Source organism: Rubrivirga marina (assembly GCF_002283365.1).
GTDB lineage: Bacteria > Bacteroidota > Rhodothermia > Rhodothermales > Rubricoccaceae > Rubrivirga > Rubrivirga marina.
In genome coordinates this window covers 2,241,018-2,263,618 of the sequence record NZ_MQWD01000001.1, presented here as the reverse complement: position 1 = coordinate 2,263,618, position 22,601 = coordinate 2,241,018, and the positions used below count along the sequence as shown (strand labels likewise).

Annotated in this window: 24 protein-coding genes; 15 read left to right on the top strand and 9 right to left on the bottom strand. The window is 70.9% G+C overall.

Annotation, left to right across the window (positions count from 1 at the left end; translation table 11 throughout):
• Positions 1-8: 8 nt before the first annotated feature.
• From BSZ37_RS09275 to BSZ37_RS09210, 14 genes are all read left to right on the top strand, one after another.
• The gene (locus BSZ37_RS09275; RefSeq protein WP_095510284.1) at positions 9-608 is read left to right on the top strand and encodes an anthranilate synthase component II; all 600 of its coding nucleotides are present in this window, start codon (positions 9-11) and stop codon (positions 606-608) included.
• Between the two features lie 12 nt (positions 609-620).
• Positions 621-1,661, top strand: a complete 1,041-nt coding sequence (gene trpD, locus BSZ37_RS09270; RefSeq protein ID WP_095510283.1) for an anthranilate phosphoribosyltransferase — start codon at positions 621-623, stop codon at positions 1,659-1,661.
• Positions 1,661-2,485 (top strand): indole-3-glycerol phosphate synthase TrpC, encoded by an 825-nt coding sequence (trpC, locus tag BSZ37_RS09265; RefSeq protein ID WP_095510282.1) that lies wholly within the window; start codon positions 1,661-1,663, stop codon positions 2,483-2,485. The genes trpD and trpC overlap by 1 nt, the downstream gene beginning before the upstream one ends.
• On the top strand, positions 2,482-3,117 hold the full coding sequence (locus BSZ37_RS09260; RefSeq protein ID WP_095510281.1) for a phosphoribosylanthranilate isomerase: 636 nt from the start codon (positions 2,482-2,484) through the stop codon (positions 3,115-3,117). The genes trpC and BSZ37_RS09260 overlap by 4 nt, the downstream gene beginning before the upstream one ends.
• 243 nt (positions 3,118-3,360) lie before the next feature.
• The gene (gene trpB, locus BSZ37_RS09255) at positions 3,361-4,641 is read left to right on the top strand and encodes a tryptophan synthase subunit beta (protein WP_095510280.1); all 1,281 of its coding nucleotides are present in this window, start codon (positions 3,361-3,363) and stop codon (positions 4,639-4,641) included.
• Positions 4,638-5,135, top strand: a complete 498-nt coding sequence (locus tag BSZ37_RS09250) for a GNAT family N-acetyltransferase (protein WP_095510279.1) — start codon at positions 4,638-4,640, stop codon at positions 5,133-5,135. Before trpB ends, BSZ37_RS09250 begins: the two co-directional genes overlap by 4 nt.
• On the top strand, positions 5,132-5,950 hold the full coding sequence (gene trpA / locus BSZ37_RS09245) for a tryptophan synthase subunit alpha (protein WP_095510278.1): 819 nt from the start codon (positions 5,132-5,134) through the stop codon (positions 5,948-5,950). The genes BSZ37_RS09250 and trpA overlap by 4 nt, the downstream gene beginning before the upstream one ends.
• On the top strand, positions 5,947-7,056 hold the full coding sequence (locus tag BSZ37_RS09240) for a DUF4837 family protein (RefSeq protein WP_095510277.1): 1,110 nt from the start codon (positions 5,947-5,949) through the stop codon (positions 7,054-7,056). Before trpA ends, BSZ37_RS09240 begins: the two co-directional genes overlap by 4 nt.
• 55 nt (positions 7,057-7,111) lie before the next feature.
• Entirely contained in the window at positions 7,112-8,035 is a 924-nt protein-coding gene (gene hisG, locus BSZ37_RS09235; protein ID WP_095510276.1) for an ATP phosphoribosyltransferase, read from the top strand.
• 105 nt (positions 8,036-8,140) lie between these two features.
• Positions 8,141-8,494: an AtuA-related protein gene (locus BSZ37_RS09230; protein WP_095510275.1), complete on the top strand. Its 354-nt coding sequence runs from the start codon at positions 8,141-8,143 to the stop codon at positions 8,492-8,494.
• Complete coding sequence (locus tag BSZ37_RS09225) at positions 8,491-8,862, top strand: hypothetical protein (protein ID WP_143537608.1); 372 nt, start codon at positions 8,491-8,493, stop codon at positions 8,860-8,862. The genes BSZ37_RS09230 and BSZ37_RS09225 overlap by 4 nt, the downstream gene beginning before the upstream one ends.
• A 9-nt stretch (positions 8,863-8,871) precedes the next feature.
• Entirely contained in the window at positions 8,872-9,402 is a 531-nt protein-coding gene (locus BSZ37_RS09220; RefSeq protein ID WP_095510273.1) for an asparaginase domain-containing protein, read from the top strand.
• Positions 9,403-9,445: 43 nt separating this feature from the next.
• A complete protein-coding gene (locus BSZ37_RS09215) occupies positions 9,446-10,783 on the top strand; it encodes a choice-of-anchor B family protein (RefSeq protein WP_095510272.1) in 1,338 nt (445 codons plus the stop codon).
• Positions 10,784-10,933: 150 nt separating this feature from the next.
• Positions 10,934-12,526 (top strand): choice-of-anchor B family protein, encoded by a 1,593-nt coding sequence (locus tag BSZ37_RS09210; protein ID WP_095510271.1) that lies wholly within the window; start codon positions 10,934-10,936, stop codon positions 12,524-12,526.
• Here BSZ37_RS09210 and BSZ37_RS09205 read toward each other — a convergent pair.
• Positions 12,523-14,466 carry a RecQ family ATP-dependent DNA helicase gene (locus BSZ37_RS09205; RefSeq protein WP_095510270.1) on the bottom strand — a complete coding sequence of 648 codons (1,944 nt, stop codon included), beginning with the start codon at positions 14,464-14,466 and terminating at the stop codon, positions 12,523-12,525. The genes BSZ37_RS09210 and BSZ37_RS09205 overlap by 4 nt on opposite strands.
• Positions 14,467-14,726: 260 nt before the next feature.
• Here BSZ37_RS09205 and BSZ37_RS09200 point away from each other — a divergent pair, with 260 nt between their 5' ends.
• Positions 14,727-15,773, top strand: coding sequence for a glycosyltransferase family 2 protein (locus BSZ37_RS09200; protein WP_095510269.1), 1,047 nt, complete (start codon positions 14,727-14,729; stop codon positions 15,771-15,773).
• Here BSZ37_RS09200 and BSZ37_RS09195 read toward each other — a convergent pair.
• From BSZ37_RS09195 to BSZ37_RS09160, 8 genes are all read right to left on the bottom strand, one after another.
• Positions 15,754-16,635 carry a DMT family transporter gene (locus tag BSZ37_RS09195; RefSeq protein ID WP_095510268.1) on the bottom strand — a complete coding sequence of 294 codons (882 nt, stop codon included), beginning with the start codon at positions 16,633-16,635 and terminating at the stop codon, positions 15,754-15,756. The two genes, BSZ37_RS09200 and BSZ37_RS09195, sit on opposite strands and share 20 nt — an antisense overlap.
• On the bottom strand, positions 16,635-17,051 hold the full coding sequence (locus tag BSZ37_RS09190) for a DUF4293 family protein (protein WP_095510267.1): 417 nt from the start codon (positions 17,049-17,051) through the stop codon (positions 16,635-16,637). Before BSZ37_RS09190 ends, BSZ37_RS09195 begins: the two co-directional genes overlap by 1 nt.
• A gap of 75 nt (positions 17,052-17,126) precedes the next feature.
• Positions 17,127-18,146, bottom strand: a complete 1,020-nt coding sequence (locus BSZ37_RS09185) for an isocitrate/isopropylmalate dehydrogenase family protein (RefSeq protein WP_095510266.1) — start codon at positions 18,144-18,146, stop codon at positions 17,127-17,129.
• A 202-nt stretch (positions 18,147-18,348) separates the two neighbouring features.
• Positions 18,349-18,801: an ExbD/TolR family protein gene (locus tag BSZ37_RS09180; RefSeq protein WP_095510265.1), complete on the bottom strand. Its 453-nt coding sequence runs from the start codon at positions 18,799-18,801 to the stop codon at positions 18,349-18,351.
• Between the two features lie 100 nt (positions 18,802-18,901).
• Positions 18,902-19,453: an ExbD/TolR family protein gene (locus BSZ37_RS09175; protein ID WP_095510264.1), complete on the bottom strand. Its 552-nt coding sequence runs from the start codon at positions 19,451-19,453 to the stop codon at positions 18,902-18,904.
• A 72-nt stretch (positions 19,454-19,525) separates the two neighbouring features.
• The gene (locus BSZ37_RS09170) at positions 19,526-19,792 is read right to left on the bottom strand and encodes a hypothetical protein (RefSeq protein ID WP_095510263.1); all 267 of its coding nucleotides are present in this window, start codon (positions 19,790-19,792) and stop codon (positions 19,526-19,528) included.
• A gap of 60 nt (positions 19,793-19,852) precedes the next feature.
• A complete protein-coding gene (locus BSZ37_RS09165) occupies positions 19,853-20,617 on the bottom strand; it encodes a MotA/TolQ/ExbB proton channel family protein (protein WP_095510262.1) in 765 nt (254 codons plus the stop codon).
• 252 nt (positions 20,618-20,869) lie between these two features.
• Positions 20,870-22,570 (bottom strand): S41 family peptidase, encoded by a 1,701-nt coding sequence (locus BSZ37_RS09160; RefSeq protein ID WP_179299546.1) that lies wholly within the window; start codon positions 22,568-22,570, stop codon positions 20,870-20,872.
• Positions 22,571-22,601 lie beyond the last annotated feature (31 nt).

The window sequence follows — 22,601 nt, the reverse complement described above, 5'->3', positions numbered from 1 at the left end:
CCGATCCCGTGATCCTCGTCATCGACAACTACGACTCGTTCACGTACAACCTCGTCCACCTCGTGGGCGGCGTGACCGAGGACTACCGGGTCGTGCGGAACGACCAGATCGGCCTCGACGAGATCGCGGAGCTGGCCCCGGCCGGCGTGCTCATCTCGCCCGGCCCCGGCCGCCCCGACGAGGCCGGCGTCTCGGAGGCCGTCATCCGCCGGTTTGGCGAGACGACGCCGATCCTGGGCGTGTGCCTCGGTCACCAGGCCATCGGCGAGGTGTTCGGCGGCCGCGTCGTCCACGCCCCGACGCTGATGCACGGGAAGACGTCGACGGTGTCCCACGACGGCCGGACCGTGTTCGAGGGCGTCGAGCAGGACTTCGTCGCCACGCGCTACCACTCCCTCGTGGTCGACCGGGCGACGCTCCCGGCCGTCCTCGACGTCTCGGCGGAGACGGCGGACGGCGTCATCATGGGCCTCCGCCACAAGGACTTTCCGATCGAAGGCGTCCAGTTCCACCCCGAGTCGATCCTCACGACGGAGGGCCCAAAGCTCGTCCGCAACTGGGTCCGCGCGGCGCTAGCCGTGCCCGCCCCCGCTTCCACCACCGACTGACCGACCGACCCGATGACGACGCTCAAACCGATTCTCCAACTCGTCGCCGAGGGCGAGACGCTCAGCCAATCGCAGGCCGAGTCGGCCATGCACGTGATGCTCTCGGGCGAGGCCGAGGCGGCGCAGATCGCGGGCCTGCTGATGGGCCTCCGCTCGCGCGGCGAGACGCTCGACGAACTCGTCGGCTTCACGAAGGTCATGCGCGAGTACGCCGTGCCCGTCGAGACCGACCTCAACCCGATCGACCTCTGCGGCACGGGCGGCGACCACTCCGGCACGTTCAACATCTCGACGGCCGCCTCCTTCGTGGCCGCCGGCGCCGGCGTGCCCGTCGCCAAGCACGGCAACAAGGGCGTGTCGTCGTCGTCCGGCTCGGCCGACGTCCTGTCCAGCCTCGGCGTCCGCGCGGACCTGGACGCCGACGGCGTGAGCCGGTGCCTCGACGAGGCCGGCATCGCGTTCCTGTTCGCCCCGCAGTTCCACCCCGCGCTCCGCCACGTCGGGCCGGTCCGCCGCGCGCTGGGCGTCCGGACGTTCTTCAACATCCTCGGGCCGCTCTGCAACCCGGCCGCCGTCAAGCGTCAACTCGTCGGCGCGTTCTCGGACGGCGTCGCGCGGATGATGGCGCAGATCCTGATGCGGCTCGGGAGCGAGCACGTCGTCGTGGTCTACGCCCACGACGGGCTCGACGAGCTCTCGACCACGAGCCCGACGACGATCTACCAGACGGGAAGCCACGCCTTCGACGGCGGCCTGCTGGAGCAGGAGGTCGTGCCCGAGCGGTTCGGCCTGGCGCGCGTGTCGGCGGCGGCGCTCCAGGGCGGGACGCCCGAGGAGAACGCCGAGATCGTCCGCGCCGTCCTCGGCGGCAAGGCCGGCCCTCAGGCCGACGTCGTCCTCCTCAACGCGGCCTACGCCCTCCTCGCCGCCGGCGACGTCGGCGACCTCGACGCCTGCCTGGAGGCGGCCCGCGAGAGCGTCGCCAGCGGCGCGGCCCTCGAAAAGCTCGACACGCTCGTCGAGGTGTCCAACGCGCTCGCCGAGGCGGCCTGATGGCGACCATCCTCGACACCATCCTCGACGACACGCGCCGGCTCGTGGCCGAGCGGAAGGCGGTCACGCCGGCCGCGGCGCTCGAACGCCGCCCGGCCTTCCACGCGCCGACGCTGTCGCTGGCACGCGCGCTCCGCCGTCCGGACGGCCCCGCCTACATCGCCGAGTGCAAGCGGGCGAGCCCGTCGGAGGGCGTGATCCGGGCGGAGTACGACCCGGCCATCGTCGCGCGCCAGTACAAGCAAGCGGCGGCCGCGGCCCTCTCCGTCCTCACCGAGCCGACGCACTTCCAGGGCTCGCTCGACCACCTCGCCGCCGTCCGCCACGCGGTCGACCTCCCGTTGCTGCGCAAGGACTTCGTGGTCGACGCCTACCAGCTCGTCGAGGCCCGCGCCTACGGCGCCGACGCGGTCTTGCTCATCGCCGCCGCCCTCGACCCCGCCCACCTCGGCGACCTGTTGGACGCGGCCCGCGACCTCGACCTCGGTGTGCTCGTGGAGGTCCACGACGACGCCGAGGTCGAGGCGCTCGACCTCGACCGGGTCGACGTGCTGGGCGTCAACAGCCGCGACCTCAAGACGTTCGAAGTCGACCTCGGCCGCGCCGAGCGGATCTTCGCGCGCCTGCCCGAGCGGATCGTCCGCGTGGCCGAGAGCGGGATCCGCGACGCCGAGGCCGCCGCCCGCCTCCGCCGCGCCGGCGCCGACGCGTTCCTCGTGGGCACCCATTTCATGCGCCAGCCTGACCCCGGCCGCGCCCTCGCCGCCCTCCGCCGCGAGACGGCCGTCGCGCTCGCCGGTCAACCCCTCCCCGCCGCGCCATGACCAAGGTCAAAATCTGCGGCATCACCCGCCTCCACGACGCCCGCACCGCCGCCGTCGCCGGGGCCGACTTTCTGGGGTTCATCCAGCACGAGGACAGCCCACGCTACGTCAAGCCCGACGTGGCGAAGGAGATCATCGATTGGGTCGTCGGGCCGGAGCCGGTCGGCGTGTTCGTGAACAAGAGCGCCGAGGAGGTGAACGGGACTTGCGAGCGCGTCGGGTTCGCGCTGGCGCAGCTCCATGGGCACGAACCCCCGGAGGTCTGCGCCGCCGTCGATGTGCCGGTCATCAAGGCGGTCCAAGTGACGCACGACGCCTCGTCGGAGCAGATCCGCGCCGTCGTCGAGCCGTACCTGGACGTGGTCGACTTCATCCTGCTCGACACGCACCACACGAGCCTGTGGGGCGGCACGGGCGAGAGCTTCAACTGGCGCGTGGCCCGCGAGCTGTCGGCCGAGGTCGACCTGTTCCTGGCCGGCGGGATCTCGGCCGAGAACGTGGCCGAGGCCATCCAGACGATGCGCCCCTACGCCGTCGACCTCTCGTCGAGCGTCGAGGAGAGCCCCGGCGTCAAGGACCTCGACAAGCTGGCCGCCTTTTTCGACGCCTTCCACGCCGCCACCGCCGGCTGACTCCCTCCGCCTCGGCGCCGAGGCGGGCGGACCTACCACTCCCCGACCGACAGCCCACCGCATGTCATCCTGAGCAAAGCCACGAAGTGGCGAAGTCGAAGGATCTCTGGCGAGCACTCGCTTCGATACGCGCTCTCACCGCGCGCTCTCACCGCCAGCTTGAGACCGGGTGCACCAGAGATCCTTCGACTCGCTCCGCTCGCTCAGGATGACAATCAGAGACGCCCCGTGCTCTCCCCCACCATGCCCACCACGACCGCACTCCCCGCCTCCCCGGTCTCCCCCCCCCCGTCCCTCCCCGATGCCCGGGGCCGGTTCGGGCGATTCGGCGGGGCGTTCGTGCCCGAGATCCTCCAGCCCGTACTCGCCGACGTCCGCGAGGCATGGGAGGCCGCCAAGGCCGACCCCGAGTTCCAGGCCGAGTACCGGCGCCTCCTCCGCGACTACGTCGGCCGCCCGACCCCGCTGACGCGGTGCGACCGGCTGACGGAGCGCCTCGGCGGGGCGACGATCTACGCCAAGCGCGAGGACCTCTGCCACACCGGCGCGCACAAGATCAACAACGCCATCGGGCAGGTGCTCCTGGCGCGGCGGATGGGCAAGGAGCGGATCATCGCCGAGACCGGCGCCGGCCAGCACGGCGTGGCCACGGCGACGGCCTGCGCGCTCTTCGGGATCGAGTGCGTCGTCTACATGGGATCCGAGGACATCGAGCGGCAGAACCTCAACGTCAAGCGGATGCGGCTGCTCGGCGCCGAGGTCCGCCCCGCGACGTCGGGCAGCCAGACGCTCAAGGACGCGACCAACGAGGCGTTCCGCGACTGGGTCTCGAACCCGACGACGACCTACTACATCATCGGCTCGGCGATCGGGCCGCACCCGTACCCGGCGATGGTCCGCGACCTCCACCGCGTCATCGGCGAGGAGACGCGGGCGCAGCTCAAGGAGCAGACGGGCTCCGAGACGCCCGACGCCGTCGTCGCCTGCGTCGGCGGCGGGTCGAACGCGATCGGCATCTTCGCGCCGTACGTGGGGGACGCGGACGTCCGGCTGGTCGGCGTCGAGGCGAGCGGCGAGGGGCTCGATGGGCGCCATGCGGCGACGCTCTCGAAGGGCGAGCCGGCCGTCTTCCACGGCACGATGACGTACCTCCTGCAAGACGCCGACGGGCAGGTCGAGATCGCGCATTCGATCTCCGCCGGCCTCGACTACCCGGGCGTCGGGCCCGAGCACGCCTACCTCAAGGACGCCGGCCGCGTCGAGTACCGGACGGCGACCGACGCCGAGGCGCTCGACGCCGTCCGGCTTCTGAGCGAAACCGAGGGGATCATCCCGGCGCTCGAGACGGCCCATGCGATCGCCGTGCTCGAATCGCTGGCGCGAGAGATCGGCGCGGGCGGCACGCTCGTGTTCAACTGCTCCGGCCGTGGCGACAAGGACATGGCCACGATCTCGGCCCACCTCTTCGACGACGACTCCGCCCGCCTCGGCGCCTCGGCCGCCCAGCCCACCGAGGCGGGATGACCTGGACGCGCGACGACGGCTACGAGGTCTCCGACGACCGCGGCCGGCTGGATTATTCGGCCGTTCACGGCTATCTGTCGCGGTCGTACTGGTCACCCGGCGTACCGCGCGACGTCGTCGAGCGCGCGGCGGCCGGCTCGATGCCGTTCGGGCTTTACGTCCCGGACGGCGCCCAGGTCGGCTACGCCCGCGTGACGAGCGACCGCGCCACGTTCGCCTACCTCCACGACGTGTACGTGCTCGAAGCGCATCAGGGCCGCGGCCTCGGCCAGTGGCTGATGGCGTGCGTCCTCGCTCACCCCGACCTCCAGGGCCTCCGCCGCTGGCTCCTCACGACGCAGGACGCCCACGCCTTCTACGAGCGCCTCGGGTGGGAGCGCTGCCCGTTCCCCGAGCGGTTCATGACGATCGACCACGCCGCCCTCTACCGCGACCCCGCCCGCCTCGACTCCGCCCCGGACCGGACCGAGGCGGGCGCCCCCGACTCCCGATGACGCGACTCCGCGCCCACCTAGACGGTCTCCGCCAGCGCGGCGAGACGGCCATGGGCCTCTTCCTGACCGCCGGCTTCCCCGCGCCCGGCGCGACGCTCGGCATCCTCCGCACCGTCGACGACGCCGGGGCCGACTTCATCGAGCTCGGGATGCCGTTTTCCGATCCCGTTGCCGAGGGCCTCCCGATCCAGATGGCGTCGGAGCGAGCGCTCCGCCAGGGCGCCTCGATGGCCGGCACGTTCGAGACGGCCGCCGCCTTCCGCGCCAAGAGCGACACGCCGCTCGTGCTGATGGGCTACGCGAACCCCGTGTTTCGGTACGGCGTGGGCGACTTCTGCGCCGACGCCGCGTCTTCCGGCGTGGACGGCCTCATCCTGCCCGACGTCCCGCCCGAAGAGGCCGGCGAGATCGAGGGGGCCGCCGCCGAGCACGGCCTCTCCATCACCCACCTCATCGCGCCCAACACCTCCGACGCGCGCGTCCGCCTCGTCGACGACCGCTCGACCGGGTTCGTCTACGCCGTGAGCGTGACGGGCCTGACCGGGTCCGGCCTCGGCGACGACGACGCGACCGACGCCTACCTCGCCCACGCCCGCGGCCTCGTGGAGCAGCCGCTCCTCGTCGGCTTCGGGATCAAGAGCCACGCCGACGCCGAGCGGCTGACGCGCCACACCGACGGGTTCATCGTCGGCAGCGCCCTCATCCGCGAGGCCGAGCGCCTGTGGGACGACGGGGATCTCACCGATTCCGAACGTCTTGCGGACATCGGCGACTGGGCGCGCGCGTTGAAGACCGGAGCCCCCGAGCCCTCATGACCCGAGCTCTCCCCCTGCTGTCCGTCCTCCTCGTCGGTCTCGCCGTCGCGGGCTGCGAGGACCCGATCACCGGCCCGCCCGAAGCCCGCGGCGACACCGAGACGGTCATCGTCGTGACCGACAGCGTGACCTGGAACGGCCCCGTGGGCGACGCGCTCCGCGCCGAGCTGGCGCAGCCGATCGCCACGCTCCCGAACAACCAGGGCGCGTTCAAGCTCCGGCTCCAGCCGCTCACGTCGCGGTCGTTCGAGTACCTCAAGATGCAGCCCCACCTCGTGTTCGCGGCACCGGTCGACGCCGAGGGCGAGATCGGCGAGTTCATCCGCGCGCGCGTCGGCGAGGGCAACCTCGCGGCCGTCCGCTCCGGGGAGGCCGCGGCCGTCAACCTCCGCGAGGACCTCTGGGCGAACAACCAGCTCGTGACGATCGCGACGGCGGCGACGGACAGCGCGCTCGCGCGGCAGATCGTCGAGAGCGGGCCCGAGCTCCGCGCCGCCTACAACCGCCTCGCCCGTGAGCGGACCATCGGCGAGATGTTCTCGCGCCTTGCACAGACCGACCTCGAGCAGGAGCTCCTCGACGACCAGGGCTACCGGGTCAAGATCCAGTACGACTACGTCCAGGTCCAGGACACGACCGCCGAGGCGGGCGACCTCGAGGGCAGCTTCGTCCGCTACCGGCGCGTCCTCTCCGACACGTGGCGCGACTTCTTCGTGTTCTCGGTCGACGGCGTCGAGGCCCTCCCGCCGCCTGAGCGGATCGACGAGATCACGGACGACCTCCTGGAGCAGTTCGCCCTCGGCAGCTACGACAGCTCGTTCGTCCAGCTCGACGACCAGCGCCCGACGACGCGCGACTCCACCGAGATCGCCGGCCGGCCGGCCCAGGAACAGCGCGGCCTCTGGTACATGACGAACGACGTCATGGGCGGCTCGTACGTCCGCTACGCCTTCCGCGATGAGGCGACGGACCGCCTCTACATCTACTACGGGATGACGTTCGCGCCCGACCGGACGCTCGACAAGCGCGAGTTCCTCCGCCAGATGGAGGCCGTCGCCTACACCTTCCGCACCGCCGCCGACCTCCGGGCCGAGGCCGGCACCTAGCCCCCCTACGGACGCCGCTCGCCCCCCCTCTAACCGACACATCACACCCGACCCCATGTCCACACAGACCACCACCGCTCCCTCGAACGCCGAGACCGACGGCGAGACCCAGGTCCTCCGCCTCGGCCTGCCGAAGGGGAGCCTCCAGGAGTCCACGTTCGACCTGCTCGAGAAGGCCGGCTACGGCTTCTCGGTCCGCTCCCGGAGCTACTTCCCGTCGATCGACGACGAGGAGCTCACGGCCATGCTCGTCCGCGCCCAGGAGATGGGCAAGTACGTCGCCGACGGCGTGTTCGACGCCGGGATCACCGGGCTCGACTGGATCGCCGAGACCGGCGCCGACGTCCACGTTGTGGCCGACCTCATCTACTCGAAGGCGTCGATGCGGCCGGTCCGCTGGGTGCTGGCGGTCCCGGATGACTCCGACATCCACTCCGTCCAGGACCTCGAAGGCAAGCGGATCGCGACCGAGGTCGTCGGCCTCACGAACCGGTGGCTCGCCGAGCACGGCGTCTCGGCCGACGTCGAGTTCTCGTGGGGCGCCACCGAGGTCAAGGCGCCCGACCTGGTCGACGCCATCGTCGAGGTGACCGAGACCGGCAACTCGCTCCGCGCCAACAAGCTGCGGATCGTCGAGGTGCTGCTGAGCTCGAACACCCAGCTCGTCGCCAACAAGGACGCCTGGGAGGACCCGTGGAAGCGGGAGAAGATCGAGAACCTCGCCCTCCTCCTCGAGGGCGCCATCCGCGCCGAGGGGAAGGTCGGCCTCAAGCTGAACGTCCGCCGCGACGACCTCCAGTCGATCGTCGAGACGCTCCCGGCCCTCCGGAACCCGACGATCTCGCCGCTCTTCTCGGACGAGTGGGTCGCCGTCGAGACGATCATCGAGGAGCGCCAGGTCCGCCGGCTCATCCCGGAGCTCAAGCGGCTCGGCGCCGAGGGCCTCATCGAGTACCCGCTCAACAAGATGATCCCCTAGCGGATTTCAGATCGGGTGATGGGTGATCGGGCGATTGAGAGCCCAGCGTCCGCCGCAACGTTCGATCTTGCCCCTCAATCCTCCCTCACCCGATCGCCCCCCACAATGCCCCGCCTCCTCGACCTCTGCTTCGGCCGCTCCGGCGACAAGGGCGACGCCGTCAACGTCGGCCTGATCGCGCGCGACCCGTCCCACTACGACTGGCTCCGCGAGACGGTCACGGCCGAGCGTGTGAAGGCCCACTTCGGGCCGCGCGTGGAGGGCGAGGTCGAGCGGTTCGAGCTGCCCAACCTGTCGGCGCTCAACTTCATGCTCCACGGGTCGCTCGGCGGCGGCGGGACGGTCTCGCTCAAGCTCGACGCCCAGGGCAAGACGTACGCCGCGCACCTGCTGCGGATGGAGGTCGAGGCCCCGCCGGCGACGGCCAACGCCGCCCGCCTCGACGCCGAGGCGGCGTGACCCGCGGGCTGCTGGCGATGCTCTCGCTCGTCGGCCTCGCCGCCTGCGACGGCGCCGACGGCGGGGACGACGTCGACCCCGACCTCGTCGACGCCCTCGTCGAGCTCCACCTCGCCGACGCCCGCGCGGCGCTCGACACCGTCGAGGCCCGGCGTCCCGCTCTCGCCGAGAGCCTCCGCCGGGTGGCCCTCAAGGCCCACGGGCTCGACTCGGCGGCGTTCGAGACTCGCCTCGACGCCCTCGCCGGCGCCCCCGCCCTCGCCGAGGCCACGTACGACTCTGTCGAGACCCGGCTCGTCCGCGAGCGCCAGGGGTCGCCCGCGCCCCGCCCCGACTCCCTCAAAGCACCGCCGGCTCCCGGCTTCTGACTCACGCGCATGTCCGACCTCGCGTCCCCCGAAACCGTCCAGGTGTTCACCACCGGCGGGACCATCGACAAGGAGTACTTCGACGCGAAGAGCGCCTACGAGGTGGGCGAGCCCCAGATCGGCACGCTCCTCCGCGAGGCCGGCGTGGCGTTCCCGTTCCACGTCGAGGCGCTCATGCGGAAGGACAGCCTCGAGTTGACCGACGCCGACCGCGACCTCATCGCCGACCGGATCCTCGCGACGCCGCACCAGCGCGTGATCGTGACGCACGGGACCGACACGATGGCCGAGACCGCCCGAGTCGTCGCGGCCGCCCTCGTGGCTGCCGAGGCCGCCAAGACCGTCGTGTTCGTCGGCTCCCTCGCCCCGGCCCGGTTCAAGGCGACCGATGCCGAGTTCAACGTCGGCTTCGCGGCGGCCGCGGCGCAGACGCTTCCGCCCGGGGCGTACGTTGCCATGAACGGGCGCGTCTTCGACCCCCACCACGTCCGGAAAGACCGCAACCTGAACCGTTTCGAGCCCGTCTCCTCCCCTTCGTGACGTCTCGTCGTTAAATTTTTCGCCCCCACCCCTCCCTCAGCAGATGACCCGCTTGCCCCTCTCCGGCGCCCTCGCGCTGGCCCTCTTCGCCGCCGGCTGCGCCAGCACCGCTCCCTCCGCCCCCGGCGGCTCGGACGACGGCCCGAACATGCCCGCCTCGGGCGACGTCGTCGCGGCCTGCGTCGACGGCCTGGCCACGCTCCCGACCGACGACCCGGCCGATGACGCCGACGGCCCGTTCGAGTGCTCGAACATCGACCTCGTCTCGTTCGTCCCGCTCTCCGAGTTCGACGCCAACCAGCTCAACGACATCTGGGGCTGGACCGACCCTGAGACCGGCCGCGAGTACGCACTCGTCGGCCTCTCCAACGGCACCGAGTTCATCGACGTGACCGACCCGATGAACCCCGTCCTCCTCGGCAAGCTCCCGACGGTCACCGTCGAGACCGTCTGGCGCGACATCAAGGTGTACCGAGACCACGCGTTCGTCGTCTCCGAGGCCCGCGACCACGGGATGCAGGTGTTCAACCTCACGCGGCTCCGCGGCCTCACCTCCGACCAGGGCGAGTTCGAGGCCGACGCGCTCTACGAGGGCGTGACGAACGTCCACAACCTCGTGATCAACGAGGACTCGGGCTTCGCCTACGCCGTCGGCTCCGGCTCGCGCGGCGACGACCTCCCGGCCGAGTGCGGCGCCCCGGGGTTCCACGTCATCAACATCCAGGAGCCCCAGAGCCCGACGTTCGTGACCTGCTTCTCGGACGCGGCCAAGGACACGTCGCCGGTCGCGGCGCCGGGCTACACGCACGACGCCCAGTGCATCAACTACGACGGCCCCGACGAGGACTACGTCGGCCGCGAGGTCTGCGCCGGCTCGAACGAGGACGTCGTCACGTTCTTCGACGTGACCGACAAGGATGACGTCCGGATCATCTCGATCGCGGAGTACCCGCAGGACGCCTACACGCACCAGGGCTGGTTCACGGAGGACCGCCGCGCGTTCCTCGCCAACGACGAGCTCGACGAGTCGAACGGCTACGTCTCGACGCAGCGGACGCTCCTGTTCAACGTCGAGAACCTCGACGAGCCCGAGTTCATCGGCATCTACGACTCGGGGATCACGACGATCGACCACAACCTCTACGTCCTCGGCGACCTCAACTTCCAGAGCAACTACCAGTCGGGCCTCCGCATCCTCGACCACTCGGACGTGCTCAACGGCAACATGACCGAGGTCGCCTACTTCGACACGTACCCGCAGAGCACCGAGGTCAACTTTGCCGGCCAGTGGAGCAACTACCCGTACTTCGAGAGCGGCATCGTGGTCGCCAGCGACTCGGACAACGGCTTCTTCGTGCTCATGCCGCGCGTGGCGATGTAAGCGTAGGCCTACCCGCCTCGATGCCGAGGTGGACGCCCTCCCGCGGGGAGCCCTGGACGCCGGGGCTCCCCGCCTCCTTTTTTGCCCCGTCCCGTGACGAACCGGCGCCCGGCCTCGGCGTAGGCGGACGGTTGTTCATACGCTCCAGACATGTCGTCCCGACTGCTCCTCGCCCTCGCCGTTTTTGTCCTCGCTGCCGCTCCCGGCGCCGCGCAAGACCCCCTCGCCGAGTGCGTCGACGGCGTCGCCGTCCTCCCCGACGTCGGCGCGTTCCCGTGCGACCGGGTCGACCTCGTGGGGTACCTCTCCGTTGCGACCTTCGCGACGCCGGGCTCGCCGGCCGCCGCCGGCAACAACGACATCTGGGGCTGGACGGACCCCGAGACCGGGACGGAGTACGCCCTCGTCGGGACATACAACGGGACGGGCTTCGTGGACCTCTCGGACCCGGCCTTCCCAAGGCTCGTGGGCAAGCTCCCAGCGACGAACGAGCTGGCCCCGGTATGGCGCGACATCAAGGTCTACGCCGATCACGCGTTCGTCGTGGCCGACAACGCGCGGGACCACGGGATGCAGGTGTTCGACCTCACCCGGCTCCGCGGCGTCACGGGCGACCCGGTCACGTTCACGCCCGACGCGGTGTACACGGGGATCCGCTCGGCCCACAACATTGTGATCGACGAGGAGAGCGGGTTCGCGTATGCCGTCGGGTTCCGGTACCCCGAAGGCGAGCGGGCCAACCTCGGCCTCCCGGCCGAGTGCGACAGCCCAGGCTTCCACGCGATCGACATCCGCGATCCCAAGAACCCGACGTTCGCAAGTTGCTTCTCGGACGTCGCCATCGACCCGCGCGAGAACGGGCCGACGGGGTATACGCACGACGCCCAGTGCCTCGTCTACCGCGGCCCGGATGCCGAGTACGCCGGACGGCAGCTCTGCTTCGCGTCGAACGAGGAGACCGTGACGGTCTTCGACGTGACCGACAAGCAGGACGTCCAGATCGTGTCGCAGGCGTTCTACCCGAACCCGGCCTATACACACCAGGGGTGGCTCACGGAGGACCAGCGGTACTTCCTCGCCGACGACGAGTTGGACGAGACGACGCAAGGCATCCCGCAACGCACCATCGTGATCGACGTGCAAGACCTCGGCAGCCCCGAGGTCGCGTCCATCTACGACTCCGGCCTGACGACGATCGACCACAACCAATACGTCCGCGGCCGATACTCGTACCAGAGCAACTACGAGACGGGCCTCCGCATCCTCGACGTCTCGCAGGCCGCGAGCGGGGCGATCACCGAGGCCGCCTTTTTCGACACGTTCCCCGACTCAGACCTCATCTCGTTTAACGGGCAGTGGAGCAACTACCCGTACTTCGAGAGCGGGCTCGTAATCGCGAACGACGGCGACTACGGCCTCTTCATCCTCCGCCCCGATCCGACGCTCGGCACGGACCGCAACGACGGCCCCGAGATCTCGGGGTACACGCTCACGGAGCCGGTCCCGAACCCGACGGCCTCCGGCTCGCGCCTGACGCTGCGCGTCGAAACCGCCCAACGGGTCCAGGCCGACCTGTTCGACACCGCCGGGCGGCGCGTCGCCGCCGTGTTCGACGGGGCGGCTGCGACGGGCGCGGCCGTCCGGCTCACCGTCTCGGGCACGGGGCTACCGGCCGGCGTGTACATCCTCCGCGTGACGGGCGAGACGTTCGAGGCCGCGCGGCGGATCGTCATCGCTCGCTAGGCGGCGGACGCCCGGCGTTGGCCCTTCGGCGTGAGCTCGAACCGGACGGCCAGCGGGTCGGTCAGGCGGAGATAGCCCTCGGCGACGAGCCAGTCGGCGAGGGCGCGTTCCCGTCGGGGGGCCTCGGGGCCGGCGGGGTGCTCGCCGCGGGCCACACCGTCGAGGATCGTACGGAGGGCACTCTCGTCAGCAGGGGTGACCGCCTCGGGGCGATGGCGGCCGAGGCAGACGTCGCACCGGCCGCAGCGCCCGGGGGCGGGCTCACCGAAGTAGGCCAGGAGGTGCTGACGCCGGCACCCGAACGCGTTGGCGTAGCGGACGACGTCGTCAAGGCGGGCGTGGGCACGCTGACGGCCGCGGTCGAGCGCCGTCACGTCGACGGGCGCCTTCCGGGCCCGGGCGCCGTGCCAGAGCAGCGTCAGGCCGCCCTCGGGACGAGAGACTTCGAGGAGCCGGCGGGCGGCGAGGTAGTCGAGCCCCGCGTCGAGGCGGTCCTCCGGGAGCCCGAGGGCCTCCGCGAGCGGCGCGGTGCGGAGCGCGGCCCCCTCCCCCGCCTCAGGCGGTAGCCGCCGCACGAGCGCGTCGACGAACTCCTGGACGGCCGGGCTCTCGGCCTCGGCCGCGCGCATCAACCCGTCACGCCCGGCCGGAAGGCGCACGCGGACCTCACCGGGCCGCGGCGGCACGACCGTCCACGCGCCGTCGGCCCCCAAGCGGTCGACGGCCGTGCGAACGAGCGATTCGGGTCGGCCGGCGACGGCGGCGAGGCGGGCGACGTCGAGCGTGACGGGGCCGTCGGGCTCGCTGCCAAGGGGGATCTGGCCGAGGCTTCCCGCCGCCGCGTACACGGCCTGCACGTCGGCGGGCGTCGGGTGACCGCGGTCCGCCATGTCGCGGGGGAACGCCTCGGCGTCGGGTCCGAGCGCGAGCGCGGCGTACGACCGATCGCCGTCGCGTCCCGCGCGCCCGGCCTCCTGGTAGTACGCCTCCAACGTCGGCGGCAGCGCCGTGTGGACGACGGCCCGCACGTCGGGCTTATCGATGCCCATCCCGAACGCGCTCGTCGCCGCCACGACGCGCGTCTCATCGCCGAGCCACCGGCGCTGCGTGGCCTCGCGGACGTCGCGGTCGAGACCGGCGTGGTACGGCTCGGCCGAGATCCCTTCCCGGCGGAGCCGGGCCGCGACAGCCTCGGTCGCCCGCCGCGTCCCCGCGTAGACGAGGCCCGGGCCGGGCACCGCGCGGAATACGTCGAGCGCCTGCCCCACCGGGTCCTGCACGTGGTGGACGCTCCACGTGATGTTGGGCCGGTCGAACCCGCGCACGACGATCGCCGGGTCGCGGAGCGCCAGTTGGTCGAGGACGTCGCGCCGGACCTCGGGCGTCGCCGTCGCCGTCACCGCGACGACGGGCGCCGGCTCCCCGTCGGCGGTCGTCAGAAGCGGGCGAGCCTCCGCGATCCGGCGATAGGCCGGGCGGAAGTCGTGGCCCCACTCCGAGATGCAGTGCGCCTCGTCGACCGCGAGCAGGCTCACGTCGAGTCGCGGCGCGCGGGCGACGAACAGGTCGGTCTGCAGCCGCTCGGGCGTGAGGTAGACGAGCCGATAGAGCCCGTGCTCGGCATCGGTCCACACCTGGTCCGACTGGCGGCGACTCAGGCCCGAATGCAGCGCGGCGGCTCGGACGCCGCGGCGGGCGAGCGCCTCCACCTGGTCATGCATCAGCGCCACGAGCGGCGACACGACGAGGGCCAGCCCGCGCCGGGCGACCGGCGGCACCTGGTAGACGAGCGACTTCCCACCTCCGGTCGGAAGCACCGCGAGTACGTCCCGGCCCGCGAGCGCGGCGGCGACGGCCTCGTCCTGCCCGGTCCGGAACGCGGGGTAGCCCCAGACCTCCCTGAGGGTGCGGAGGGCGTCGTCGGGGATCTCGGCGGCCATGAGACAAGCTACCGGCGCCACCTCGACCTGCTCGTCGGGAGGGGCGACACGCCGGCTCGAAAAAAAGTTTGGGGCCGGAGGTTAGGCCGGACTCCCTGGAGAGTCTATGCCGGTGCCGATCGGCGTCGCACTAGCGGCATCCGTTGAAGGTGGTAGCCGGCGCGGCCCGGGCCCGTGGTGGGGTCGAAGGGGCCGCGCCGGTTGTGTTTCAGGGACGGCACGTGGGGAGGGGGTAGCTTTCAGAGGCTGCCCCCTCCCCTGTGTCCGTCCCCCGCGTCTCGGTCGTCATCGTCACCTGGAACGGCCGGTTGCTCCTCGAGCGGTTCCTTCCGAGCGTCCTCGCGACTGACTACCCGGACCTCGAGGTCGTCGTCGCCGACAACGCGTCCGAGGACGGGACGGCCGAGTGGCTGGCCGAGGCACACCCGGAGGTGGTCATGGCCCGGCACGCGGAGAACCTGTTGTTCGCGGGCGGCAACAACGCGGCAGTCCCGTACGCGACGGGCGACCTCGTGTGCTTCCTCAACAACGACGTCGAGGTCCCCCCCGGGTGGCTGACGCCGCTCGTCGCCGCGCTCGACGATCCGGGCGTCGTCGCCGTCCAGCCCAAGCTGCTCCAGCACGGCGATCGGACGCAGTTCGAGTACGCCGGCGCGTCGGGCGGCGTCCTGGACGCCTTCGGCTACCCGTTCACGCGCGGCCGGCTGTTCGACACGCTAGAGCCCGACACGGGCCAGTACGACGATGCCTGCGACGTCTTTTGGGCGACCGGCGCCGCCCTGCTCGTCCGCCGCGACGCGTTCGAGACGGCGGGCGGGTTCGACGAGGCGTTTGGGATGCACATGGAAGAGATCGACCTGTGCTGGCGGATGCAGCGCGCCGGCGGGCGGATCCGCGTCGAGCCGGCGTCGGAGGTCTACCACCTCGGCGGAGCCTCGCTGCCGCAGGGCGACCCGCGCAAGATGTTCTTCAACGTCCGCAACAGCCTCGTGATGCTGGCCAAGAACCTTCCCCCTCGGGAGGCACGCCGCGCGCTCCGGGGCCGGCGCGTGCTCGACGCCGTCGCGGCGGCGCGGTCGTGGATCGGCGGCGACCGTGCCGAGGCCGACGCCATCCGACGGGCCGTCCGCGAGGCCCGCGAGCGGATCCGCTCCGTCGACGGGCCGCCCGAGGCGGAGCGCCCCGTCCTCCCCCCCTACCGCGGCAGCGTCGTCCTCGACTATTTCCTCCGCGGCCGGCGCCGGTTCTCGGATCTCCCCGCCTCGGCGTTCCGGCCGGGGTGGCGGCCTACGCCTCCCGCGACGTGACGACGGCGGCGATCGCCGCCAGCACGATCGCCATCCCCAGCGCCCCGAGCGCCGACGGCACCTCCTGGAACGAGAAGAGGGCGACGGTCGACGCGAGCACGGGCTCCGCGAGGCTCAGCAGACCGATGAGCGCGGCGGGCAGGTACTTCAGCGCGTAGGCGAACGAGCCATGCCCGATCAGTCCGGGGCCGATCCCCATCGCGATCGCCAACAGCGCGACCGGCAGCGGGAGGCCCAGCGGGACGCCCGCCACGAGGCAACCGACGAGGCACGTGACCGCGGCGGCTCCATTGAGGAGCGCGAAGTAGGCCACGAACGTCGTCTTCTGACGGACAGCGCGGCCGATCAGGAGGTAGATCGACACCAGGACGGCAGCCGTCAGCGCGAGCACGTTGCCCAGGGCCGGGTTCGGATACGCACCGCCCTCGTTCCCTTCGCTGAGCCCGATCAGCACCGCGCCGACGACCGCGACGGCGATGCCCGCCGCCGTCCGCCTCGACGGCCGCTCGGACAGGAAGACGGCCCCGAGCACGGCGATGAAGATGGGGCTCATGGTCACGAGCACCGACGCGCTGGCGATGCTCGTGAGTTGGACCGACACGATCCACGCCATGAAGTGGAGCCCGAGCAGGACACCGGCCCCGATGGCGAGCGCCCACTCGCGCCGGCTGAACGCGGCGATCTCGTCGCGCGACTGCATGGCGGCGATCGGGACGAACACGGCCGTCACGGCCATCGTGCGCCACGCCGCGAGCGTGAGCGCGGGCACGTCGCCCGCGAGGCGGATCAGGATGGGCGACGACCCGATGGCCAGCAGCCCGAACGCGATGAGCGCCCAGACGCGCGCCGGCGCCTTCGCCACTAGCGGATCCGGTCCATCGACCGGACCATCTGGATGTCGGCCGTCACACGCTGGCGGGCCATCCGGAGCAGGACGTAGGCCACGATCGGCTGGAGCGCGACGAGGTAGTACCCGACCGGCGCCACGAAGTCGTCGCTGTCGAAGGCGAGGTAGAGCCCAACGAGGACGACCACGACGAGCGCGAGGTCGAGCCACTGGGCCGCGTGGATCACCTTCCGCTGCAGCTCCCGGTTCTTGTACAGGAACACGGCCACGAGCGCCACGAGGGCCGTCACGCCGGCCAGCACGTAGCCGAGCGTCCCGAGCCACGCCTGCTCCTGGGCGATGGCCGTCGCCCACGTGCTGCCGAGGGCCACGAACAGGGCCAGCAGCAGGGCGCCGGCGACGAGGTACAGGGACTGGATGCGCTGGATCATTCCGGGGTCAGAAGTCGGAGGAGGAGATCGGCCGGGATCGCGAGGGCTCCCGCCTCGGGGAGCCGGCGCGGAGGGCTACGCCGCGACGTGCGCGCGGACGCGGTCGGCGAGGCGGGCGCCGAAGTCGGACGTCGAGGCCGTGCCGCCGAGGTCCCGCGTGAGGTTCGCCTGCTCGGAGTAGACGTCGTGGAGCGCCTTGCGGACGGCCTCGGCCGCGTCGGTCTCGCCGAGGTACCGGAGCATCATCTCGCCGGAGCGGATGACGGCGGTCGGGTTGGCGATCCCCTGGCCTGCGATGTCGGGCGCCGAGCCGTGGACGGCCTCGAACACCGCGCAGTCGTCGCCGATGTTAGCCGAGCCGGTCACCCCGAGCCCGCCGACGAGGCCGGCCATGAGGTCGGACAGGATGTCGCCGAACATGTTCGTCGTGACGATCGCGTCGTACTCGTCGGGACGGATGACGAGCTGCATCGCCATGTTGTCGATGATCCGGTCGTCGAACGCGATGTCCGGATGGTCCTCGGCGATCTCGCGGCCGATGGCCAGGAACATCCCGCCGGTCTCCTTCAGGATGTTCGCCTTGTGGACGAGCGTGAGCCGCTTCCGGCCGCGGCGCTCGGCGTCCTCGAACGCGTAGCGGAGGATCCGCTCCGAGCCCCGCCGGGTGATCCGGTTGATCGAGTCGGCGATCTGGTTCCGCTCGTCGAAGTACTCGATGCCGGCATAGAGCCCCTCCGTGTTCTCACGGTAGAGCATCAGGTCGACGCCCTCGAACGGGCCGTGCGTGTTCGGCAGCGTCTCGCACGGGCGGACGTTCGCGTAGAGGTCGAAGTGCTGGCGGATCCGGACGTTGATGCTTCGAAAGCCGGTCCCGACAGGCGTCGTGAGCGGCCCCTTGAACGCGAGCCGCGTCTCGGCGATCGAGTCGAGCGTGGCCTGCGGGAGCGGGTCGCCGGTGCTCTCGTAGGCGCCCATGCCGGCCTCCTGGCGGTCCCAGTCGAACGCGACGCCGGTCGCCTCGACGACCTCGACGGCGGCGTCCATGACTTCCGGGCCGATGCCGTCGCCGGGGATGAGGGTCGCGGAGTAGGCCATGGAGTCGAGGGCGGTTCGCAGTCAAGCTACCCGGAGCCGCTTCGGGCCCGGCGTGGAGTCCGGGCGAAACGCGGGCAGGACGCCCCGGTGCCCGCCCCGGCCACGCCGCGGACGGTCTTCGCAGCGGCTTGCATCTGGCCGCTACAAAAAACCGGGGCGCCCCAACTGAGGCGCCCCGGCGGGGTCAGACGAAGCCGGCAGGCTACTCGGCCTCGCGCGTCGTCGAGTAGTTGACGCGGAGGGCCTCGGCCTCGCGAAGCTCCTGCTGGACGTCGTAGAGCAGGCCCGTCTCGACGTCGCGGTCGACGCGCATCGAGACGATGGTCCGCGGCTCCTCGCGGAGCGCGCGATACATGAACTGGCGGATGTTCGTCCGCTCGCGGACGATGGCGTCGTCGATCTGGACGGCCGGCTCACCGAGGCCGCCCGACTCGAGCTTCTCGGGCCCGATGTAGACGTACTGGATGAGCCGCTTCTGGTCGATCTTCTCGATGGCCTCGGCCTGCGGGATCGACACGTTGACGAGGAGCTCCGTCTCCCGGAGCACGGTCGTCACCATGAAGAAGATCAGCAGCATGAAGATGATGTCCGGCATCGAGGCCGTCGGGATCTCCTGCTTCGTGCCGGCGCTCTTCTTCTTGAAGTGGGCGGACATGGCGGGGTATGAGTGAGGAGTGAGGTGTGATGGGCGACCGTGTGGGCGAATGGGACGGCGGGGTCAGGCCCGCTCCTCCCCTTCACCCATCACGCATCACTCAGTCGGGGTCCGGCTCGGCGAGCGAGATCTTGAGCGGGTAGCGCTCGGCGATCACGTCCTCCTCGTCGTCCCCGAGGCGGGCCTTGTACTCGCCGTACGGCGCACCGAACTCCTGGCGCGATGCGTCATCGCGGACGTCGTTGTAGGCCGACTTGATCTCGTCGAGGACCGCGATGTAGGTCTCGTAGGGGAGCCCGCGCTTGGTCTTGAACGACGTCACGGCCTTGTCGGGAGCGGTCGAGAGCTGGGGCTCGCGACCGTTGTTGAGGATGTGGCGCTTGACGATATCGCGGATCGCCGCCACGTTCGTCACCTCGTTGTCGATGAGGACCTGCCCGTCGGCGTTGACGAGGACGTTGAGGAGGTTGCGCTGGTTGATCTCCGGCGGCTCCGTGTCCTCGAGCGGCGGGGGCAGCTGCATGTAGATCCCCTTGTCTGCGTTGATCGTCGTCGTGACGAGGAAGAAGATCAGCAGCAGGAACGCGATGTCGGCCATCGAGGCCGACGGGATCTCGGCGTCACGCTTGACGCGCTTCTTGAGGAGCGGCATGGATTTGCAGTGGGGTCCGCGGAGAGAACGCTCCGCCGGCGTCGGTCGTGCCGGCGGAACGCACTCAGCGGCCTAGGTGAACAGGCTCCGCGCGCCAGAGATGACGAGGGCGATGAAGCCGGAGAGCGACATGAACATGGCCGTCGCGACAGCCGCGCCGGTGGCCGTGCCGTCGACGAGGTAGGCGATGACGAAGATGATCAGCGGGAGGGCGAAGGCGGCCAGGCCAAGCTTGCTCTGGTTGAGCGCGTTGCCGGCGTTCTTGAGCCCGAACCCGATCATCATCAGCAGGGAGACGCCGATGAGGGCGAGACAGAGCCAGACGAGGGCGAGAACCATCGGGGGTGGGGTCTGGGAGGGGCCCCGGCGCCGGCTTCGAGCCGGCGCCGGGGCCAGGACTTACGAGAGGTCGGTCTGGGTCAGGTCGTCGCCGGTGCCGAGCTCGCGCTTCGGGTCCGGGAGCGTGGCCCGCGTGCGGCCCGAGAGGGCCGGGCGGCCGACCGACATCATGGCCAGCGAGTCGATGAGCTCGACCGAGGCCTCCTCCATGTCCGCCGTGATCCGGTCGATCTTGGAGACGCAGTAGTTGTAGAACACCTGCAGGATGATGGCCGCGATGAGGCCGAAGACCGTCGTGAGGAGGGCGATCTTGATGCCGTTGGCGACGAGCGACGGCGAGATGTCGCCGGCCTGCTCGATCGCGTCGAACGCCTCGACCATGCCGACGACGGTCCCGAGGAACCCGAACATCGGGGCGAGCGAGATGCCGAGCGAGAGCCAGACGAGGCCGCGCTCGAGGAAGCTCATCTCGATCGAGCCGTAGGAGACGACCGCCTTCTCGACGGCGTCCATGCCCTCGTCGAAGCGCGTGAGGCCGGCCTGGACGACCGAAGCCACCGGGCCGCGCGTGTTGGCGCACACGTCCTCGGCCGCCGAGACGCCGCCGTTGTCGAGGGCCTCCTTGACCCGGGCCATGAACTTCGGCGCGTTGATGTCGGCCCGGTTGAGCGAGAGGATCCGCTCGAAGGCGATGGCCAAGCCGATGATGAGGGTGATGAGCACGGGCCACATGTACGGGCCGCCCTCATTGAAGCGGAAGACCAGGTCGTTGGCGAAGCCGCCGGAAGCGGCCTCCTGCATGAGGAGCAGGGCGGAAAGCGTCATGGGTGAGTACCTCGGGGTGGGGAAACGGGTGGGGTCTGGGAGGCCGCACCTGCGGCCTTCGGGGACGAGCGAGAGGGGCAGCGCGGCTGCGCTAGACGTGGGGGTCAATATCCATCCAGCCCTCAGGAATGTCAACGCGACGCGAAGGGCCGGGGTTCGTGCCGGCCGAAGGCACCCGACCGTCGCCCCCAGAGACACGTGGGCCCCGGGGGAGTTGCTCCCCCCGGGGCCCATACCTGGAAACGCAGCGAGTTAGCGGATGGCCTGCGCGAGCGTCACCGCGTCGCGCCAGTGGGCCATGGCCTCCCGGAGCGCCGGGTCAATCTGCCCGACGACCGGGTAGAACGCGTCGGCGCTGAAGAGGCGGCGGGCCATAAACGCCCGAATCCGCGTCTCGATGTCGGAGCGGACGGCGAGGGCCTCGCGGCGGACGAGCACGTCTTCCGCCTCGCCCTCGGGCCGCGTCGTCACGACGGGGGTCCCCTCGGCCTCGGCGAAGTCGAGGAACCGCTCGAAGTCGGCGTCGCTCAGCCGGAAGGTGCGGACGAACTCGGTCTGGCGGCCCTCCCACTGCTCGCGGAAGGCGTCGCCGCGGCGCTCGAGGTCAACGCGGGCGAACGCGTTGTCGAGGTTCTTGCCGATGACGGTCCGAAGCGCGGGCGCCAGCGTGTCGAGCGCGACGATGTAGTCCGGGAGGATGCCGCCGCCGCCGAAGACGGTCCGCCCGCCGTCGGTCCGGTAGACGAGCGAGTCCGGTACCTCCGCGCCGAAGGCGCCGACGTCGACGGCCCCGCCGTTGGCGATGAGGTCGGCCTCGAGGCCCTCCTCGCGGAGCGCGCGCTTCGACTCGAAGTAGTCCTCGTCGCTCTCGCCGACATGGTAGGGCGTCTGGATGAGACGGCCCGACGGCGTGTAGTACCGGCTGACGGTCATCTGGAGAACGCTCCCGTCGGTCATCGGGAATTGCTGCTGGACGAGCCCCTTGCCGAACGAGCGCCGGCCGATGAGGTAGGCGCGGTCGTGGTCCTGGAGCGCGCCGGCGACGATCTCACTCGCGCTGGCCGAGTTCTCGTCGATCAGCACGATGACCGGGCCGTTCTCGTAGATCCCGCCGGCCGTGGCGCGGTACTGGCGACGGTTCGAGGGGTGCCGGCTCTCGGTGTAGACGATCATCTCGCCCGACCCGAGGAACTCATCGGAGATCTCGTAGGCCTGCTCGAGGAGGCCGCCCGCGTTGCCGCGGAGGTCGAGGATCAGCCGCTCCATCCCCTGCCCCTGGAGGTCACGGATGGCGCTGCGGACCTCGTCGTGGCTCGTCCGCGCGAACCGCTGGAGCTTGATGAGGCCCGTCTGGTCGTCCACCATGTACGAGGCGATGACCGTGTTGAGCGGGATCCGGTCGCGGATGATGGTGTAGTCGAGCGGCTCGCGGTAGCCCGGGCGCTCGACGACGATGTCGACGGACGTCCCGCGCGGGCCCTTCAGGCGGCTCTGGACGCCATCCGTATCGATCCCGACGGCGCTCTGGCCGTCGATCTCAACGATCCGGTCGCCCGGCTGGAGCCCGGCCTCGTCGCTCGGCCCGCCGGCGATGGGCATCAGGACGACGAGCGTGTCGGCCTCCTCGGGGCCCTCGATGAACTCGTAGTAGATCCCGACGCCCTCGAAGCTCGCGTCGAAGCTCTCGCGGACGCGGCGCATCTCCTCGGACGAGATGTAGATCGAGTGGGGGTCGAGGCTGGCGAGCATCCCCTCGATGGCGGCCTCGGCCAGCTCCGAGGAGTCGACCTGCTCGACGTACGAGCGCGTGATGTACTCGTAGGCCTCCTCGATCTTTCGGACCTGCTCCATATCCTCGGACGCGGACTCGGCGTCTTGAACCTGGACGCCGACGAGAAGGGCCACAGCCAGGAGGCCGGCGCCGAGGATCGGGGTGAAGCGGGATCGGAGCATGGAGGCGGGGGAAGTCGGGAGGGGCCCAACG

What these genes read in the sequence shown, in the direction of transcription:
- BSZ37_RS09190 (WP_095510267.1), bottom strand. Translation starts at nt 17,051, where the DNA reads ATGATCCAGCGCATCCAGTCCCTGTACCTCGTCGCCGGCGCCCTGCTG.
- BSZ37_RS09185 (WP_095510266.1), bottom strand. Translation starts at nt 18,146, where the DNA reads ATGGCCTACTCCGCGACCCTCATCCCCGGCGACGGCATCGGCCCGGAA.
- BSZ37_RS09250 (WP_095510279.1), top strand. Translation starts at nt 4,638, where the DNA reads ATGACCTGGACGCGCGACGACGGCTACGAGGTCTCCGACGACCGCGGC.
- BSZ37_RS09260 (WP_095510281.1), top strand. Translation starts at nt 2,482, where the DNA reads ATGACCAAGGTCAAAATCTGCGGCATCACCCGCCTCCACGACGCCCGC.
- BSZ37_RS09215 (WP_095510272.1), top strand. Translation starts at nt 9,446, where the DNA reads ATGACCCGCTTGCCCCTCTCCGGCGCCCTCGCGCTGGCCCTCTTCGCC.
- BSZ37_RS09220 (WP_095510273.1), top strand. Translation starts at nt 8,872, where the DNA reads ATGTCCGACCTCGCGTCCCCCGAAACCGTCCAGGTGTTCACCACCGGC.
- BSZ37_RS09240 (WP_095510277.1), top strand. Translation starts at nt 5,947, where the DNA reads ATGACCCGAGCTCTCCCCCTGCTGTCCGTCCTCCTCGTCGGTCTCGCC.
- BSZ37_RS09160 (WP_179299546.1), bottom strand. Translation starts at nt 22,570, where the DNA reads ATGCTCCGATCCCGCTTCACCCCGATCCTCGGCGCCGGCCTCCTGGCT.
- BSZ37_RS09170 (WP_095510263.1), bottom strand. Translation starts at nt 19,792, where the DNA reads ATGGTTCTCGCCCTCGTCTGGCTCTGTCTCGCCCTCATCGGCGTCTCC.
- BSZ37_RS09180 (WP_095510265.1), bottom strand. Translation starts at nt 18,801, where the DNA reads ATGTCCGCCCACTTCAAGAAGAAGAGCGCCGGCACGAAGCAGGAGATC.
- BSZ37_RS09165 (WP_095510262.1), bottom strand. Translation starts at nt 20,617, where the DNA reads ATGACGCTTTCCGCCCTGCTCCTCATGCAGGAGGCCGCTTCCGGCGGC.
- trpA (WP_095510278.1), top strand. Translation starts at nt 5,132, where the DNA reads ATGACGCGACTCCGCGCCCACCTAGACGGTCTCCGCCAGCGCGGCGAG.
- BSZ37_RS09230 (WP_095510275.1), top strand. Translation starts at nt 8,141, where the DNA reads ATGCCCCGCCTCCTCGACCTCTGCTTCGGCCGCTCCGGCGACAAGGGC.
- BSZ37_RS09210 (WP_095510271.1), top strand. Translation starts at nt 10,934, where the DNA reads ATGTCGTCCCGACTGCTCCTCGCCCTCGCCGTTTTTGTCCTCGCTGCC.
- trpB (WP_095510280.1), top strand. Translation starts at nt 3,361, where the DNA reads ATGCCCACCACGACCGCACTCCCCGCCTCCCCGGTCTCCCCCCCCCCG.
- trpD (WP_095510283.1), top strand. Translation starts at nt 621, where the DNA reads ATGACGACGCTCAAACCGATTCTCCAACTCGTCGCCGAGGGCGAGACG.
- hisG (WP_095510276.1), top strand. Translation starts at nt 7,112, where the DNA reads ATGTCCACACAGACCACCACCGCTCCCTCGAACGCCGAGACCGACGGC.
- trpC (WP_095510282.1), top strand. Translation starts at nt 1,661, where the DNA reads ATGGCGACCATCCTCGACACCATCCTCGACGACACGCGCCGGCTCGTG.
- BSZ37_RS09205 (WP_095510270.1), bottom strand. Translation starts at nt 14,466, where the DNA reads ATGGCCGCCGAGATCCCCGACGACGCCCTCCGCACCCTCAGGGAGGTC.
- BSZ37_RS09175 (WP_095510264.1), bottom strand. Translation starts at nt 19,453, where the DNA reads ATGCCGCTCCTCAAGAAGCGCGTCAAGCGTGACGCCGAGATCCCGTCG.